Consider the following 16,331-nt stretch of genomic DNA (forward strand, 5'->3'; position numbering starts at 1 on the left):
TTTATGAGTGAAGCTCAAGGTCCAAACATTGCAGAATGGCAAGCGCAGCAACAACACCAAGAAGCCGCTGGTGAGAAAAGTGGTTTTGGTCTTGGTCATAGTGACTCTGTTTCAACAGTCGTGGATGGAATGAAATGGTTGTTCAACTTTCATGAAGGAGCAATTGCTGCTTATAGTAACGTATTTGAAGGCTTGGTGAGTGGCAGTAGTCTAGTAACATTGTTTGGAAAGTCAGGTAATATGTTTGGCATAAAACTTCTTGAAGGCCTTGCAGAATATTTTTCAGGTGGAGGTGGGGAAGATATGCCATCAGAAGGAATGGATATGGCTCATGGTGATGATGGACATCACTCAGATGATTACCCTCATGCCAATAACGAAATAGCTCATAATGCTGATGGTTTGCAAGACATGCATGATGCAGGTGATCACCATGGTCAATCTTTTTCACCTGGTCCTTCACCATCTGTTGGCGATGACCACGGGCATGAACTTGGTTAAACGCTTAAAAACTATTGAATAGTTGGGTTCGCAAGAAAAGTTGCTATTGTTATGAGTTTGTCTTAGTGAAAAAGGTTTCAGTTTTAGGATCAACAGGAAGCATTGGACAAAAGACTGTAGATTTGCTCTCAAAGAGAAGAGAAGAATACCAAGTGGAAGCACTAAGTGCCCATTCGAACTTTGCTCTACTGGCACACCAAGCAAAACTGCTAAATGCAAAATATGTTGCTATCTCCGATGAAAGGTTTTACAAAGATTTGAAAGAAAGTTTACTTGGTACAGATGTAAAAATAGCAATTGGTGCTACAAATATTGCTGCTATACCTGTTGATCTCTCAGTTGTTGCAATAGTTGGCATTGCAGGCCTTGGGCCAGTTATGGAAGTTATAGAAAGCGGTACCAAAGTCATTGCATTGGCAAACAAAGAAAGCATTGTTTGCGGTGGAAAGTTATTACTCAAAAAAGCTAAAGAAAAAAATGTACAAATAATCCCTATTGACTCTGAGCACAATGCAATTTTTCAAATTTTGCAAAATGACGACAAATGCGTAGAAAAGATCATACTTACTGCTTCTGGTGGACCATTCTTAAATTATAGCCTTGAGCAATTAAGAAATATCATGGTAGATCAGGCGCTTAGTCACCCCACTTGGAATATGGGAAAGAAAATCTCGGTTGATAGCGCAACAATGATGAATAAGGCACTAGAGATAATAGAAGCACATAACTTGTTTAATATCAGCCCGGATAAAATTGAAGCAGTAGTGCATCCTGAGTCAATAGTACATGGAATTGTAACTTATAAGGATGGGTTCAACTTTGCTGTGCTTGCAGAAACTGACATGGCAATTCCTATTTCATATGCTCTATCTTGGCCGGAAAGATCAGCTTTGAATTATAAACTAGACCTAACAAAGCAAGGAAAATTGACCTTTCAAGAGCCAGACCATAAGCATTTCCCTGTGCTAAAGCTTAGCATGGAAGTGTTAAACTCTTCTACTCCACAAGCAAATAGTATTGTGCTCAATGCTGCAAATGAAATAGCTGTTAATGAATTTTTGAAGTCACGAATCGGCTTTTTGGAAATAGTAGAGGTAGTGGAATCAACAATGGAAAGTTTTGGTAGTTATACCGATATTAATTCACTATCTGATATAATAAATATTGATTGTGAAAGTCGTATTATTGCTCACAAAATTGTTGAAAGTAAAGTTGTTGCGTATAGCTAGAGTAATGTAACCAGACTGCATTCTGTGATTTTTTTTTTAGCAAAGCACGATACACAATCGTCATTCCGCTACTAGTTAGCGGAATCTATGCCGAGATACCGCGAATGAATCGCGGTATGACGGTTCGCGGTGGTATGACGGTTAAGTAATTCGTCATCCCGCTGCTTGTTAGCGGGATCTAGAGATACCGCGGCGGTATGACGGTTCGCGGCGGCATAGCTATCTTCAAAAATATGGTTGAATAATTGTTAATAATAGTGTATAATTATTAATATTTTTAAGCACTTTGGCTATGGCTTTATCTAAGTTTCTCGACCCTAAGCTGGATTTGACCTTCAAAAAAATCTTTGGAACGGAAAAAAATAAGAATATTCTCATACATTTTTTGAATGATATTTTAGGATTTACCGAGATAAATACTATACAAGAAGTGGAATTCCTCAGTACTATAATGGATCCTGAAATTGCCTCTGATAAGCAAAGTATAGTTGATGTTCTTTGCAGGGATTCCAGTGGGGCCAGGTATGTGATTGAAATGCAGCTCACTCGCGATAAAGGCTTCGAAAAACGAGCTCAACTATATGCTGCTAAGGCTTACTCAAGGCAAGCTGATAAATCTGGTAAGTACATTGATTTAAAGAAGGTTTTCTTTATTGCTATCTCTAATTGTAATTTATTTCCTGATAAGCTTGATTATATATCCAGCCACACTATAAGAGATGAGAAAACCAATGAGCATGACTTAAAAGATTTTCAATTTGTATTTATTGAACTACCTAAATTTCCTAAGAATAAGGAAGAACAGCTAGAAAGTATAGTGGATCGTTGGTTATTTTTCTTCAAATATGCAGATGAAACTACGGAAGAAGACTTAAGGAAAATAGCGGAAAAAGCACCAATAATAAAGTTAGCCTACGATGAATTAGACAGGTTTAGCTGGAATGAAAAAGATTTAGTAGCTTACGAAGAAAGAATAATGGATCTACGGAAAGAAGAAGCCATTCTTGAATACAGACTTGATCTTGCTACTGAAAAAGGCATCCAAATTGGCGAAGAAAGAGGCATCAAAATCGGTAAAGAGGAAGGGAAAATTGAAGGGAAAATTGAAGGGAAAATTGAAGTCGCAAAAGCAATGCTGGCTAATAATGTTGATGTCAACACTATTGTCAAGTTTACTGGCCTTTCTATTAGTGAGATTGAAGAATTAAGTGTGAACGGTACAGAGTAATTTCAAAGTGCATTTGCAGTTGGAACGGATACATTTAATGAGAGTCCCATTTCACGGTGTTCAAATCTACTCCTTCTTGTACCATCTCCCAAAGTGGGCTCATTTCTCTCAGTCGGCCAACATTTTTAGCAACAAGATCTGCTGCATACAAAACTTCTTCTCTAGTTGTAAATCGGCCTAGGCCAAATCTAATTGATGAATGCTCAAGGTCATGGCCATTATTTAGCGACCGTACTACATAGGAAGGCTCAAGAGACGCAGACGTGCACGCAGAACCAGAACTTACTGCTAAATCCTTGATTGCCATGATGAGAGACTCACCCTCAACATAGGGAAAGCTCAAGTTTAGGTTGCCAGGAATTCTATTTTCATAATCACCATTTAAAACGATATCAGGAAACGCTTCTTTTATCTTGTTATACAAAATATCCCTTAATTCTTCCACTCTAGTTGTTTCTTTTTTCATTTCTTCTCTAGGAATACGTGCCGCTTCACCAAAACCAACTGCAAGAGGTGTTGGAACTGTTCCAGAACGCATGCCTCTTTCCTGTCCACCACCACTAATTAGTGGTATCAGCCTAACACGAGGATTCTTTCTACGTACATATAATGCGCCTATTCCCATAGGTCCATAAATTTTGTGGCTAGAGAGACTCATAAGATCAATGCACATCTCATTAACATCAATTGGAACTTTTCCAAAGCTTTGAGCTGCATCTGTGTGGAAAAATATATTATGCTTTCTACATATTACACCAATTTCTTTGACAGGCTGAATTACTCCGATTTCATTATTTACCATCATCACTGAAACCAGGATTGTTTGATCAGTAATTGCTTCCTCAAGCTTTGATAAATCTATAATTCCGTTTTGCTTAACAGGCAAATATGTAACTTTAAAGCCTTCATTTTCCAGATGCCGACAAGAATCCAGAACACACTTATGCTCCGTGCAGACAGTGATTATATGATTTCCTTTATTTTTATAAAAGTGAGCAACGCCCTTGATTGCTGTATTATTTGACTCAGTTGCACCTGAGGTAAAGATAATTTCTTTGCTATCTGCGTTCACCAGATCAGCGATGTGTTTCCTTGCTTTTTCCACTGCTTCTTCAGCAGTCCAACCAAATGAATGGCTGCGAGAGTGTGCATTGCTGAACTCACCAAAGTAAGGTATCATCACCTCTAAAACACGGGGATCTACTTTAGTAGTAGATTGATAATCAAGAAATATTGGTAATTTTATTTTAGCATCGTGTATTTTTTTACTTTCAACATTCATAAAGCTACCACGGAGACAAAATTTACAATTATTTTATAGCATTAAAACTTAATTTTTTCAAGATATAATCTTGCATCAAGTACAAAAGTGTCATCCAAGTAGCTGACATATAACTGTACGAACATTTATTTGCGAAAGCAGTGTGTTAAATGTTATAGCCAGTTTTGCCTCAAACACAAAGGCAGTGCCCAGACACTGGGATGACACCCTATTGGTGGCAATTGCTTCCAAATCATAATGTTTGTACAGCTGTGCGCCGTGCGCTGGAATCCGTTTTAGCCCTTATCTATATCTCAGTTCCACCAACAGTTATTGCGTCGACTTTGAGTGTCGGCTGACCAACTCCAACGGGCACATTTTGTCCATCTTTCGAGCATGTGCCAACACCAGGATCTAACTTTAAGTCATTACCAACCATAGATACTTTTTTCAACATTGTTGGACCGTCACCAATTAGTGTTGCTCCTTTTACTGGCTGTGTAATTTTGCCATTTTCTATTAGGTAAGCTTCCGAAGATGAAAAAACAAATTTTCCTGACGTTATATCAACCTGCCCACCACCGAAATTTACTGCATATAGACCTTTCTTTACGCTAGATATTATTTCCTTCGGTGTATACTTTCCGGGCAACATATAGGTGTTTGTCATGCGCGGCATAATAACTTCTTTATAACTTTCTCTTCTACCATTACCAGTTGGGCTTACACCCATGAGTTTAGCGTTCATATGATCCTGCATGTATCCTTTTAGGATCCCATCCTCTATCAATATATTATAACTGGGTGGAGTGCCTTCATCGTCTACGCTGATAGAGCCGCGCAAATTGGGCAGAGTTCCGTCATCAACTACTGTGATGTCACTAGCTGCTACTTGTTTACCCACAGAATTTGAAAATGCTGAGACTTTTTTGCGATTGAAGTCGCCCTCAAGTCCATGACCCACGGCTTCGTGTAACAATATTCCTGGCCAGCCTGGACCTAAAACGACTGTCATTTCTCCGGCTGGAGTTGGAATTGCTTCAAGATTTACCAGTGCTTGTTCTAACGCTTGGTTTGCAACTTCTTTCCACTTTTTCTCAGAAATAAACTTACTATAAGAGTCCCTTCCACCATGCCCTGCAGAACCTCTTTCGGTACGGCCATCTTTTTCTACAATGACTAGCACATTAAAACGTACCAGAGGCCTGATATCGCTTAATCTGTGATCACCCTTTATTATTTGTACAACTTGCCATTCTCCACTTAGAGTTATTTTTACTTGCTTCACGCAGTTATTTTTGGACCTTACATACTCATTAACCTCATTGAGTAGCTTAATCTTTGAATTCAGATCCATTTCATTTATAGGGTTAATCCTCGAATATAGGCTTTTTGTCTCTTCGTTTAAATTTATTGAATTTGTCTTGTTTAAAGACACTGAGCTTTTTACCATAGAAGCAGCATTACTAATTTCTTTTTCGCTGATCTCAGAAGAACAAACGAAAGATGTACTATCTTCACAAAAAGACCTTAAACCAAATCCCCTTCTAGTATTCAAGTCCATGTGTTTTAATATGTTATCCTCAAAAACCAGGGACTCCGACTGGCAAAATTCTAGAAACAGCTCACCACCATCGCTATTGCTCAAAGCGTTATTGACTATTTTATATACGTTATTAATATTAACATTGTTTTGAGCAAAAAATATTTGATCTAGATTTGGCATTACCTTTGAACTAAAAATTGTTTAAGTATATTATTTAACTTTAACATAGTAAACTATAAAAAGCCCGGGTGGCGGAATTGGTAGACGCGCTAGCTTCAGGTGCTAGTAACTTTTTAAGTTGTGGAAGTTCAAGTCTTCTCTCGGGCACTCTTAGCTTCCATATTGCTTATTGAATTAATTAATGTTATAATATAATATATTAGGTAATATTCATGCTATGTATAGTGAAAAAAATAAGTTAGCCTGCAGAAAGAAGGTACGAACTTACTCGAAACGCTTAGTTACTACACTATCTACTATCTCTTTCATTGGATACACAGCGGCATTGGTCTTGAATATTCCTGTCTTAAGTCTGTATTTTAGTATTGCCTGCACTATATTAAGTGTACTTTCATCTACCTTAAACATATGGTCATTAGCTGATCATTTTAGGCAGCGTGATCTTAATAAGCAGCTTGGTGTAGAAAACACTCCTGGACAAGAAAAACTAACGAAGATCTGTCTTGATATTACATCTAACGTTTTGTTTTTAATAGGAGGAATTACACCTATATTGCCCTTTGAATCTCCTATCATTCCTTTTGTTTCCACTGCCTTTTTTATTCTAGGCTGTGCCTTTATGGCAACTAATATCGTTCGGACTAGGATTAGCGAACCACAGGCAAAAAAACCTACTGATGACCACTCCCTAACTGCAAAAGCAGCTTAAGTATTAACTTATACAGGAATATTAGCTATATAATTCCACTGAAGGAAGCCATTCAAAAGAGTTCGATGTAATTAGCGTCAAAAAAGTGTAAGCAGAAATTGTGGGCTTATTGGGGTAGGAGCGCTTAGTACTCCTACTTCCACATCAATTACTTGAATAATTGCTCAAGCTATCAAAATAAAAGTTTTTATTTAGTAATTTGTGTATAAAGGATATTATTTTACTGGTAGTGAAATAAATCAGAATGAAGTCTATTTTATTAACGAGGCCTTTATTGGACTCGTTCAATACAAGAAATATATTGAGAAAGTATGGATACAAAGTTTTTATAGAACCAGTATTCACAATAAAGTACTTAAATCCTGATATATCTGCGCACGAATTTGACGTTGTAATATCCACAAGTAAAAACAGTGTAAAGGCTTTTAGTCAAATATGCAAAGTGGATGACTTTCCGATTATTACAGTTGGTAATTCAACCATGCAGGCTGCAAAAAATTTGGGATTTTCTGATATAATCTCAGCAGACAGCAACGTTGATGATCTGATATCATTCATAAAAGCTCATTATTCAAACGCAATAAAGTTCTTATATATAAGGGGACAAGAAGTATCATGTGACCTAAAAAAGAGATTATCTGAAGAAGATTTCAACGTAAGAGAAGTTGTACTCTATAAAACAATTATAAAAAGGAATCTAACTAATAGGTGTAAAAATTTACTGTTGGATGGTAAAATTGATAGTGTTGCTTTTTTTTCCTCACAGACAGCAAGGATATTTTGTTCATTAGTTCTAAAAAGTGGGCTATCTCATGTGATGAATAATGCAGTTGCATATACCATGAGTAAGAACATTGCTGATAGTTTAAAGTTAATCAAATGGAAAAAAATTATAACATCGAGGTTGCCTACTGGAGAGAGTTTAATTGATATAATTAATAAGGATTGCTGATGCTAAAGATTGCAACTTGGAATGTAAACTCCATACGTAAAAGAGTTAACCAACTTTGTAGTTTTATAGTTGATAGTCAGATAGATATAGTTTTGTTGCAAGAGATAAAATGTACAGAAGAGCAATTTCCTTATGCAGAGATAGAAAAGTTAGGATATGAATATGCTATCTATGGACAAGTTGCAAGAAATGGCGTTTGTGTTTTATCTAAATATCCAATACTGGAAAAGTTTAAAATTGATATCGTAGAAGGTTATCAAGAAGCGCGTTATATAGAGTGCATAATAAAGCACAATAATCAGAAGGTAAGGGTGGGAAGTGTATACGTTCCAAACGGTCAAAGCCCGGACTCTCAAGCATTTGAATATAAACTCAAGTTTTTTGATAATCTATATGAAAGGATGAGCACTTTGTTAAAGAATGAAGAGTTAACTATTATAGCTGGCGATTATAATGTTGCACCGGATGAAATTGATGTCTTTGATTCAAACTTATTGAATGGCCAAGTGTGCTTTCATATAAAAGAACGTGAGAAGTTAAGAGCAATCTTGAATCTTGGGTTTAAAGATGCGTTTAGAATATCTCACCCAAATTTGCAACAATTCACTTGGTGGCATTATCAAGGCAATTCACTCAGAAATAATCAAGGAATGCGCATAGATTATATGCTGTTATCACCACAAGCTGTAGATAAATTGGAAACATGCTACATAGATGATAGATTGCGTAAGCTAGAAAATCCGTCTGACCATACTCCTGTTGTATGTGCTATAGAATAATAGTAGACCTCTTACACAACTCACTTTTGGCAAACCTAGGTAATCCCTGCTTGTTTGTTGCTTGTGTTTTCTTCCTTTCGTTCGTTTTCCTTTCTTGTCCAAGGTTGATCTTGCTGTTTGCTTTCTTCGTTTTCCCTGTTGTTTTCCTGGGAAATTTGCTCAGGAACAGGTTGTTGTTCACTCTTTTCTTTTCCTTGGGAAATTTGTTCAGAAACAGAAATGGGTTGCTCACTCCCTTTAGCCTTCTCGACTGGGGTTCCTAAAATTTTATTGATACCATCGCAAATTTTTTTATTCAATTTTGCTCTCTTTTCTGTATCATCTTTATCTTGTGAGCTAGGGTCATACAAAGTACCTTTTTTGTTATTTGAAAAAAGACTTTTGATTGTACTTACTTCAGTCCATACAAGGAGACCACCACTAATTGCTAATGCAATTGGGCCAGTGCCAAATATTAATGCTGAAAAAGCAAAAAGAGTAATAGGAAATAAAGATTTACGTAAGAACGCTTTTACCATCTCTTCATCACTAAGTGGTGGTTCATCTTCCTCTTTTTTGTCTTTACCTAAGAATGGTATTTTTTCTTTCACCCCATCCATAAAGGAGCCAGAAATATTTTTCGGGTCTATTTTGATCCCTCCAATTAGCAGCAGCGGCATTTCCAATACGAACTTTATGGATGAATCTTTAGCTTCTGTACCCCGTATATCAGCTACACACTTGGTTATTATTTGTCGTATTTTATCATCATTTAATTTCTCTTCTCTAGCTAAGCCTTGCTCCCTAATTTCTTTAAACACAGAAAGTAAAAACTGAGAAAAATTCTCTTCACTGAGTGGTTCTACATCTTCTAGCTTGACATTATTGAATATAGTTTGATTCTGACTTAGCATGAAAGCGAGTACTGCCTCGTCATCTTCCTTTAATTCTTTAGGTTGTACTTTGTTTTTTAGCAATTGTATAAAGGCATCATAGATTACCTGAGTAGGTAACTTTGGAGGTTTTGAACTTTTTACTTGTGTGCCTATCATGGCTGACCTATTTGCATTTGCTATGTTCTATTCTAACATATTTTTCGTATTAGTTCAAATGATTTATACTCCTAGAATTCACGATGTTTAAGTCATAATTAAGGGAATTTAGACCCCAGTTGTCGCCAACTTTTATTTCTACTTCAAGTGGTACAGAAATTTCTATTGCATTTTCCATTATATCTTTCATAAGTTTTGCTGTTTCTTGTACCTTTTCGTCTTCTACTTCAACCAGTAGTTCATCGTGAACCTGGAGGATTATTTTACCTACTTTTAATTGGTCAAAAAGCTGAATCGTCGCACGTTTTATTATATCAGCGGCGGTGCCTTGCAGTGGTGCGTTTATTGCTGCCCTTTCTGCAAATTGTCTTATATAAGGAATTGTATTGTTTATGTCTCTTACAAAGCATCTCCTGCCAAACAAAGTTTCTACATAACCATGCAGTCTTGCGATAGACACTGCTTTTTCCATATAGGCCTTTATTTCTGGGTAACAGGAAAAATAGTAATTAATGTATTCAGCAGCTTCCGCAATGGTAATTCCAAGCCGCTTTGCAAGACCAAATGGGCTAATGCCATATATAATTCCAAAATTGATGGATTTTGCTTTGCGTCTTAATTGCTCATCTATTTCTTGCACTCCAAAAACTTGCCTAGCGGTGATCTCATGAATATCTTGTCCGTTTGCAAAAGCTTCTTTAAATGCTGCAACGTTTGCAACGTGTGCCAGGAGTCTTAACTCTATTTGTGAATAGTCAGCAGAAATTATCTTATGCCCTTTTGGCGCAATAAATGCTTGTCTGATGAGATTTCCCTCTTCGCTTCTGATAGGAATATTCTGTAAATTAGGATTGCTGGAGCTCAGCCTTCCAGTTGCAGTTGCAGTCGTTGAAAAGCTTGTGTGTATTCTACCATCAATGGAATCAACTTGCTTTATTAGCGCATCAGTGTAGGTGCCTTTTAATTTACTTAAATGTCGCCAATTTAGAATTTTACTTGCGATTTCTACCCCTTCTTCTTCGAGTGCCTCTAGAACTTCATAATTGGTGCTATACGATCCAGATTTTTTTGACTTTTTCTTTTTATTAAGCCCCATTTTGTTGAATAAAACATCACTTAATTGTTTTGGCGAAGCAATATTAAATCTTTCTCCTGCCAAATTATATATCTCATCTTCAAGCACGGCAATTACCTGCTGAAATTTATCGGACAGCTCCTGTAATTTTTGTATGTTCAGTAATATCCCATTTTTCTCCATATCAAATATTACTTTCATAAGTGGCTTATCGAAGCGCTCGTAAATTGTGAGCAATTTTTCCTGAAATAACCTTTGCTTTAGCTTTTCATGAATTGCTATTAAAGTTTTTGCCGAGAAAATTTCTGCATTTTCACTCAAATTATGCGCAACTATGTTTGGAATACTGTGATCATGCTTTCCTGTATCCAAGCTATACGACATTATCATCAAATCATCAACTGAATCTAGCATCTTCTCTACTGTAGGGAAGATTTTCCTGATTTCTTTAATGTTATGTATTATTTTAAGCGCCCCATTTGAGAGTAAAGTTGAGTTAATTATAATGAGTGCATCTTGTATGCTGTCTTGCTCTATATAAAAAATATTACTTTCGCTATAAGATAGACTTAATACATTGTTTTCAAGGTGGTAATGAATTGCAATTTTGCCTTCATATCTACAGTGCTCTAAAAATTTCTCTAACTCTTCACTACTATACTCTATTTTTTCTTCTGTGCTAGACCCACTATAGGAAAAAAGCTTTTCCACTTTCCCTATCAAGGAATTGAATTCATACTTCTTTAAAAAGGATAACAATTTCTCCATGTTTGGAGAATGGACTTCATATTTTGCAATATCATGTTGAAGGTCTACTTTTTCGCATAGTGATAAAAGTTCTCTTGAAATTAGTGCTTTTTCCTTATGTTCGGTAAGAATATTACGAATCCTCGTTTGCTCGATGTTATCAATGTTCTCTATAATATTATTCAATGAATCAAATTCATCTAATAATTTAGTGGCAGTTTTTGGGCCTATTCCTGGAACGCCTGGAATGTTATCAGATGCATCACCAGTTAGAGAAAATAAATCAAGAAGCTTGTGTGAGTTTACACCAAATTTTTCTACTACTCGTTTTTCATCTATGTATATATTTTTAATGGGGTCGAATATTAAAATATTGTGGTTCAAGAGTTGAAACAAATCTTTATCTGATGAAACGACTACCACTTTAAAGTCTTGGTGGTTGGCGTATTTTGCAGCTAGTGTTGCGATTATGTCATCTGCTTCATAACCTTCAATTTCTTCATAGCTGAGGTTAAAAGCTTCTACCGCTTCTCTCAATATTGCAAACTGTGAAGTGAGATCCTCAGGAGGCGTTACTCTGTTTGCTTTGTATTCAGAATATAAATTGTGCCTAAAATTCTTTTTCCCTGCATCAAGTGCTATAATTAAGTAGTCCGAATGGGCAATGTACTTAAGAACCATATTCAGAAAGCCATATACACCACCTATTGGCATTCCTGTTGTGGTAATTAAGTGAGGTAGTACATAGTAAGCTCTGAAAAGAAAACCATAGCCATCGATGATTGTGAAAGTTTTTTCTTTCATTGTAGATATTTATGCGTGCTTTTGATGGTCCACTATTTAGCTGAGAAAATCAAGTTTTTGTTTTTCTGCTTTTGAGCGTTGTAAGAGATTTTACCGAAAATAGCATTCATGATGGGGATGTACACATATGTAATATCAAAACCTAGTAGAAGAAATTTGACCTTACCCAGAAAAAGTGGAGAGAAAGTGTGGAATGTTTTTTACAAAAAGAATGATGCATCAAATTGTTCTGGAATGCAATAGTTAATAGTGACGTTGTTTGTTATAAAAAATTTCTATGTATTCAAATATTGCAGTTCTAGTGTGTTGAGCAGAGTGTTGTGAAGTATCAATAAGTATTTCTCTTTTCAATGAGCTAAAGAAGCTTTCTGCAACAGAATTGTCGTAACAACAGCCTTTATTACTCATCTATATTCTTTACAGCTAAGAGATATTGATACCCTTGCGCAGTATATTGTGAACCTTGGTCACTGTGCAGCAGTAGATTTTTAACAGGTTTACGCCTATTAATGGCCATTAATAAAGAGTTCATAACCAATTGTTTATTTATTGCACTACTCATTAACTACCATACGTGAGAATTATTGCTGCCAAATATAGCCATCCCTACCCCTACAACAACATTGCAAGCATTGATTTTTCTCCATATGAAAAGAGTCTGGAAGCTCTTTTACTCTAAACACAATGTTTACATCCTCAAAATTAATCTCAATTCGCTTAACTAACGTTCTAATAATATCACGTTTAGTTAGCCAGTCTGCATTATTAAGACTTGAGTTAATACTAGAGGAAAACCCCTCTAAATTTGTTACTACTAGAGTTAACTCTTGTGTGAGTTTTTTCTGATCAAATATCTTTTTCTTTTGTTCTTCAACCATTTTTAAGTTTTGTTTCATTGCTTTAATTCTTGGCTCAAATTCTTCTTGATCAATATATTCTTGAGCATAACTATCAATTAACCTTGCAATACCTCGTTTTAACTTATCTTCTTGTATTTCAAGCAAAGCACTTTTTTGATCTAGTGGTGATTTTTTAAGTTCTGAAAGTCTACGTTTATACTCCTCTAATATTCTATTTGGATTTTTTAATAGATGTTTTACCTCTTCCCACACAGCCATGTCTAATGTATCTGTACGAATTAATTTGTTGTTACACATTTTATTACCGCCAAAACGGTATGAATCCGTGCCAACACAACGATAATATACCTGATTATTAGTTTTTTCCCCCTCCTTATTCCTTGCAGTGCTAGTACCATAATATGCATAATTGCAAAGCTTACATACTACTAAACCTTGCAATAAATGTCTTGCTCCTCTTTGTCTTGTTCTTGCTATTTTTCTATTCTCAGCTAATTGTTCTTGAACGATTTCAAATAAATCTTCGCTTACTATACTAGGTACTTTAATATAAATCCAATCCTCTTTTGGAACAGGATAAGTAGAATAATTATCTTTTGGATGCTCGCAGGAGTTTTTTTTCGGTCTTATATGTTTTAGTTTGACACCAAACCTTGTTTTACCAAAAGCTGCTTGTCCTTTATAAGCAGAGTTTTTTAACATACTCAAAACTACAGCCCTATCCCAATACTCTTTTCCAGTTCTCGTCATAATGGACATAGCACTTAGCCTACGACATACTTCTCCTATACTGGCTCTTTCTCTTCCTACCCAAGAAAATACTTTACGAACAACTTCAGCTTCTTCTTCATAAATCTCAAATAAGGCCTGTCCTGTTTCTGTATTTTTGTTTATATAACGATAGCCATAAGGAGCAGCACTCATTACACTTATACAACCCTTATTTGCTGCATAAATCTTTCCTCGACGACTTCGTTCCATGATTTTTGCACGTTCGTATTCTGCTATCATACCTTGCATTTGTAATAGTAATTGAGATTCTGGATTATCGCTAATTTGATGATTTAAAAAAATGACTTCCACTCCTAATTTCTTAAACTCTTCAAGTAATATCATCTGATATGCATACTTACGAGATAAACGATCAGGAGAATGAATATAAACCTTATCAATGTTACCTTCTGCTATTTTATCACGTAATTTTTCCAAACCAGGACGGATTATGTTAGAACCACTATAACCATTATCAATAAATTTATATTCATTTAATAATTTATGTCCATCCATACTAATTTGATTCTCTATAGTAGCAATTTGGCTTGCTATTGTATCTTCTTGTGCTTGCTTCCCTGAAGAAACTCTTGCATATAAACTAACTGTTACCATTTTACCGTCCTCAAATCTACTTTCTTATATTCAGAGTTTTCTTCCTTTTTGCTCGCTTTTATTGGTTTACTTAACACTAATTTTTCATATGCATCTAATAGATACAACTCTGCTAATCGATTTACTTCATAACTACAACTAATACGAACTATTAATTTCTTGTTGCCCATGAGCTCTACCATATATTATCCATCGAGACATATGGTTATTTGATCATTAGCTCTATAAATAAATTCAACTCTCCGTTCTTTTTGTAGAAGCTTTCGGGAAATAGTCTTCTCAAGTTTCAGGTTTATTGCAATATTGTTGGCGGAGTCCCTCCTTGGTTTTGATGTAAGTAATCCCATACTTTATTTGGTTGATCAACAATAAAGTTTTGATCTAGTATATTGGGAGCTACAGCTCTATTATCTGTTTGTTGTTTTTTAATTTTAAACTTTCTTCTCAGTATAGCCCTGATGTCATTTTTCTGCATAATACTTTGCACCGTTTTCAAATTGCAACTTTTACCCAAAGCCTTCAATTCAGCATGAATTTTAGGAGCTCCATATCTACATTTAGAAACTTGATATATTTTTTGAATAGCTGCGAGTAGCTCTTTATTTGCTGATTCTCTACTGCTTATTTTTCTTGTGGTCCACTTATAGTAGCCACTAGCAGAAAATCCTACATAATTCCTGTACTTTATAGCAGTTACTATATAAAAAAATATTTTACTCTTTTTGACTGGCCAGGGCTTTTTTTTAAATGTCTCTTTCCCTTGTTACTCTTGCTTTGTAAATCAAACCTCTCTTTGTCGTAAGGAGCCATGTTACCTCTACCTGGAAATGCATCTGCTGCCGACTTTTTTTCGTTGTGTTTCTTTATCCATTTTCCTAATACACTATCCCTTATTCCTAGATCTCTTGCTACTTTTGCAACTGGTTGACCTACCTTTCTTTGTTCATTTGCCAGTTTAACAGCTTCCAATTTGAATTCTGCTGTATATTCTCTTACCATTTCTAATCCTCCAAAATTTTATTTTACCCAAAAAAACTCCTTTCTTTCTCTCCACTTTTTCTGGGTAAGGTCACTATTTCTTAAGTAATTTACACTTCAGAGTTTATCTGCTTTAAAGTTTACTCTATTCTGTTTCAGCATTTGTCATAAATCCTTAATTATTTCTGACTTTTTAGTTCAGTTTTTAACCATTCTTTCCTTAACTTAATGGCAGTGACAATAAGCCTATCTATCATTCTGATGTGATTTCAGTTTTGTTTACGTGCAAACTCTCTAATCCCACCTTGTAGTTAGGATAAATTAGAGAGACATTAAGATCTTTTTTAATTTTAACATTACTTACTCTCTTTGATCCTAAATAAAAACTCTGTGCATAATCTGGTAACTCAATTGGTTCTGGAGGGCTAACATTGAGAAGTTTGGTCGCATATATTACCACTTCAGATTGTGTAGTGGGTAAATCGTCTGCACAATTGTATATTTCACCAGGTTTTATGTTTTGCATGGAAGAAAATAAAATATTTGATATATCTTCAACGTGAATACGAGAAAAAAAATGCCCTTCTTTTTTCACATTTCTTGCTTTGCCAAGCTGCAAGTCAATTAACACGTTCCTACTAGGGCCGTATATTCCAGCTAAACGAAAAATATGTACAGGCAGTTTGCTATTTAGCCACTTCTTTTCAGATTTAAGGCGCTTTTCTCCTCTGATTTCTATAGGTCTTGTTTCAGATTCCTCATCCACCCAATTACCAGAGTGATCACCATAGACGCTAGTTGCAGACAAATAACCAAGCCATTTTACATTTTGCAGGCAATCACCGTATCTCTCCACAACATCATCGCCATCTGGAGGAATAGAAATTAAAACGTGCGTTGCGCTTTTAAGCAGATCTTGACTAACTTTCTCATAATTAAAGAGGATTACATCTTGTATATTTTTACTTCTTGATGTGCCACTGACTTTCCAACCTAAGTTCAGTAATTTTTTCGATAAAAATTTAGCTACATATCCATAACCAAAGCAAAACAAGTGCATGAAAA

At 35.6% G+C, this 16,331-nt stretch carries 18 protein-coding genes, 1 tRNA gene and 1 pseudogene; 7 read left to right on the forward strand and 13 right to left on the reverse strand.

Translation table 11 applies throughout. The annotated features are described in order from the left end of the window. The first annotated feature begins 3 nt into the window (after positions 1-3). From AAGD79_RS06725 to AAGD79_RS06735, 3 genes are all read left to right on the forward strand, one after another. On the forward strand, positions 4-501 hold the full coding sequence (locus AAGD79_RS06725; protein ID WP_265043335.1) for a hypothetical protein: 498 nt from the start codon (positions 4-6) through the stop codon (positions 499-501). A 65-nt stretch (positions 502-566) separates the two neighbouring features. Then, a complete protein-coding gene (gene dxr, locus AAGD79_RS06730) occupies positions 567-1,730 on the forward strand; it encodes a 1-deoxy-D-xylulose-5-phosphate reductoisomerase (protein ID WP_341811356.1) in 1,164 nt (387 codons plus the stop codon). Between the two features lie 292 nt (positions 1,731-2,022). Beyond that, positions 2,023-2,958 carry an Rpn family recombination-promoting nuclease/putative transposase gene (locus AAGD79_RS06735; protein ID WP_213863185.1) on the forward strand — a complete coding sequence of 312 codons (936 nt, stop codon included), beginning with the start codon at positions 2,023-2,025 and terminating at the stop codon, positions 2,956-2,958. A gap of 34 nt (positions 2,959-2,992) precedes the next feature. On the opposite strand, the gene AAGD79_RS06740 is transcribed toward AAGD79_RS06735, so the two are convergent. The 3 genes from AAGD79_RS06740 to tldD all read right to left on the reverse strand — a co-directional run bounded on the left by AAGD79_RS06740 (position 2,993) and on the right by tldD (position 5,945). Then, on the reverse strand, positions 2,993-4,240 hold the full coding sequence (locus AAGD79_RS06740) for an IscS subfamily cysteine desulfurase (protein ID WP_265043341.1): 1,248 nt from the start codon (positions 4,238-4,240) through the stop codon (positions 2,993-2,995). Between the two features lie 90 nt (positions 4,241-4,330). After that, positions 4,331-4,471 (reverse strand): hypothetical protein, encoded by a 141-nt coding sequence (locus AAGD79_RS06745; protein ID WP_341811357.1) that lies wholly within the window; start codon positions 4,469-4,471, stop codon positions 4,331-4,333. Positions 4,472-4,526: 55 nt separating this feature from the next. Next, positions 4,527-5,945, reverse strand: coding sequence for a metalloprotease TldD (gene tldD, locus AAGD79_RS06750; protein ID WP_341811358.1), 1,419 nt, complete (start codon positions 5,943-5,945; stop codon positions 4,527-4,529). A 62-nt stretch (positions 5,946-6,007) separates the two neighbouring features. Between tldD and AAGD79_RS06755 the strand changes: the two genes are divergently transcribed. The 4 genes from AAGD79_RS06755 (at position 6,008) to AAGD79_RS06770 (ending at position 8,385) form a co-directional block, all read left to right on the forward strand. Then, a tRNA-Leu gene (locus AAGD79_RS06755) sits at positions 6,008-6,092 on the forward strand. A gap of 70 nt (positions 6,093-6,162) precedes the next feature. Beyond that, positions 6,163-6,654 (forward strand): hypothetical protein, encoded by a 492-nt coding sequence (locus AAGD79_RS06760; protein WP_155969024.1) that lies wholly within the window; start codon positions 6,163-6,165, stop codon positions 6,652-6,654. A 244-nt stretch (positions 6,655-6,898) separates the two neighbouring features. Next, the gene (locus tag AAGD79_RS06765) at positions 6,899-7,606 is read left to right on the forward strand and encodes a uroporphyrinogen-III synthase (RefSeq protein ID WP_341811359.1); all 708 of its coding nucleotides are present in this window, start codon (positions 6,899-6,901) and stop codon (positions 7,604-7,606) included. Then, the gene (locus AAGD79_RS06770) at positions 7,606-8,385 is read left to right on the forward strand and encodes an exodeoxyribonuclease III (protein WP_174516011.1); all 780 of its coding nucleotides are present in this window, start codon (positions 7,606-7,608) and stop codon (positions 8,383-8,385) included. Before AAGD79_RS06765 ends, AAGD79_RS06770 begins: the two co-directional genes overlap by 1 nt. A 35-nt stretch (positions 8,386-8,420) precedes the next feature. Here the strand turns inward: AAGD79_RS06770 and AAGD79_RS06775 are convergent, their stop codons facing one another. The 10 genes and pseudogenes from AAGD79_RS06775 to AAGD79_RS06815 all read right to left on the reverse strand — a co-directional run bounded on the left by AAGD79_RS06775 (position 8,421) and on the right by AAGD79_RS06815 (position 16,326). After that, positions 8,421-9,416 (reverse strand): hypothetical protein, encoded by a 996-nt coding sequence (locus AAGD79_RS06775; protein WP_341811360.1) that lies wholly within the window; start codon positions 9,414-9,416, stop codon positions 8,421-8,423. Between the two features lie 49 nt (positions 9,417-9,465). Continuing rightward, complete coding sequence (gene polA, locus AAGD79_RS06780; protein ID WP_341811361.1) at positions 9,466-12,042, reverse strand: DNA polymerase I; 2,577 nt, start codon at positions 12,040-12,042, stop codon at positions 9,466-9,468. Positions 12,043-12,285: 243 nt separating this feature from the next. Beyond that, complete coding sequence (locus AAGD79_RS06785; RefSeq protein ID WP_084741697.1) at positions 12,286-12,450, reverse strand: IS3 family transposase; 165 nt, start codon at positions 12,448-12,450, stop codon at positions 12,286-12,288. Next, entirely contained in the window at positions 12,443-12,604 is a 162-nt protein-coding gene (locus AAGD79_RS07050) for a DDE-type integrase/transposase/recombinase (protein WP_010082071.1), read from the reverse strand. Before AAGD79_RS07050 ends, AAGD79_RS06785 begins: the two co-directional genes overlap by 8 nt. A gap of 19 nt (positions 12,605-12,623) precedes the next feature. Beyond that, the gene (locus AAGD79_RS06790) at positions 12,624-14,288 is read right to left on the reverse strand and encodes a recombinase family protein (protein WP_341811362.1); all 1,665 of its coding nucleotides are present in this window, start codon (positions 14,286-14,288) and stop codon (positions 12,624-12,626) included. Next, positions 14,282-14,458, reverse strand: coding sequence for a hypothetical protein (locus tag AAGD79_RS06795; RefSeq protein WP_182319925.1), 177 nt, complete (start codon positions 14,456-14,458; stop codon positions 14,282-14,284). Before AAGD79_RS06795 ends, AAGD79_RS06790 begins: the two co-directional genes overlap by 7 nt. 122 nt (positions 14,459-14,580) lie before the next feature. Continuing rightward, a complete protein-coding gene (locus AAGD79_RS06800; protein ID WP_341811145.1) occupies positions 14,581-14,763 on the reverse strand; it encodes a hypothetical protein in 183 nt (60 codons plus the stop codon). Between the two features lie 18 nt (positions 14,764-14,781). Beyond that, positions 14,782-15,000 (reverse strand): annotated as a pseudogene (locus AAGD79_RS06805) (IS3 family transposase); the annotation flags it as partial. Next, a complete protein-coding gene (locus AAGD79_RS06810; protein WP_213863658.1) occupies positions 14,985-15,287 on the reverse strand; it encodes a transposase in 303 nt (100 codons plus the stop codon). The pseudogene AAGD79_RS06805 and the gene AAGD79_RS06810, both read right to left, overlap by 16 nt. Positions 15,288-15,519: 232 nt before the next feature. Beyond that, a complete protein-coding gene (locus tag AAGD79_RS06815) occupies positions 15,520-16,326 on the reverse strand; it encodes an SDR family oxidoreductase (protein WP_213863192.1) in 807 nt (268 codons plus the stop codon). Positions 16,327-16,331: the final 5 nt, after the last annotated feature.

Origin of the sequence: Wolbachia endosymbiont (group A) of Oxytorus armatus (assembly GCF_964027005.1) — a bacterium.
Classification (GTDB): domain Bacteria; phylum Pseudomonadota; class Alphaproteobacteria; order Rickettsiales; family Anaplasmataceae; genus Wolbachia; species Wolbachia pipientis.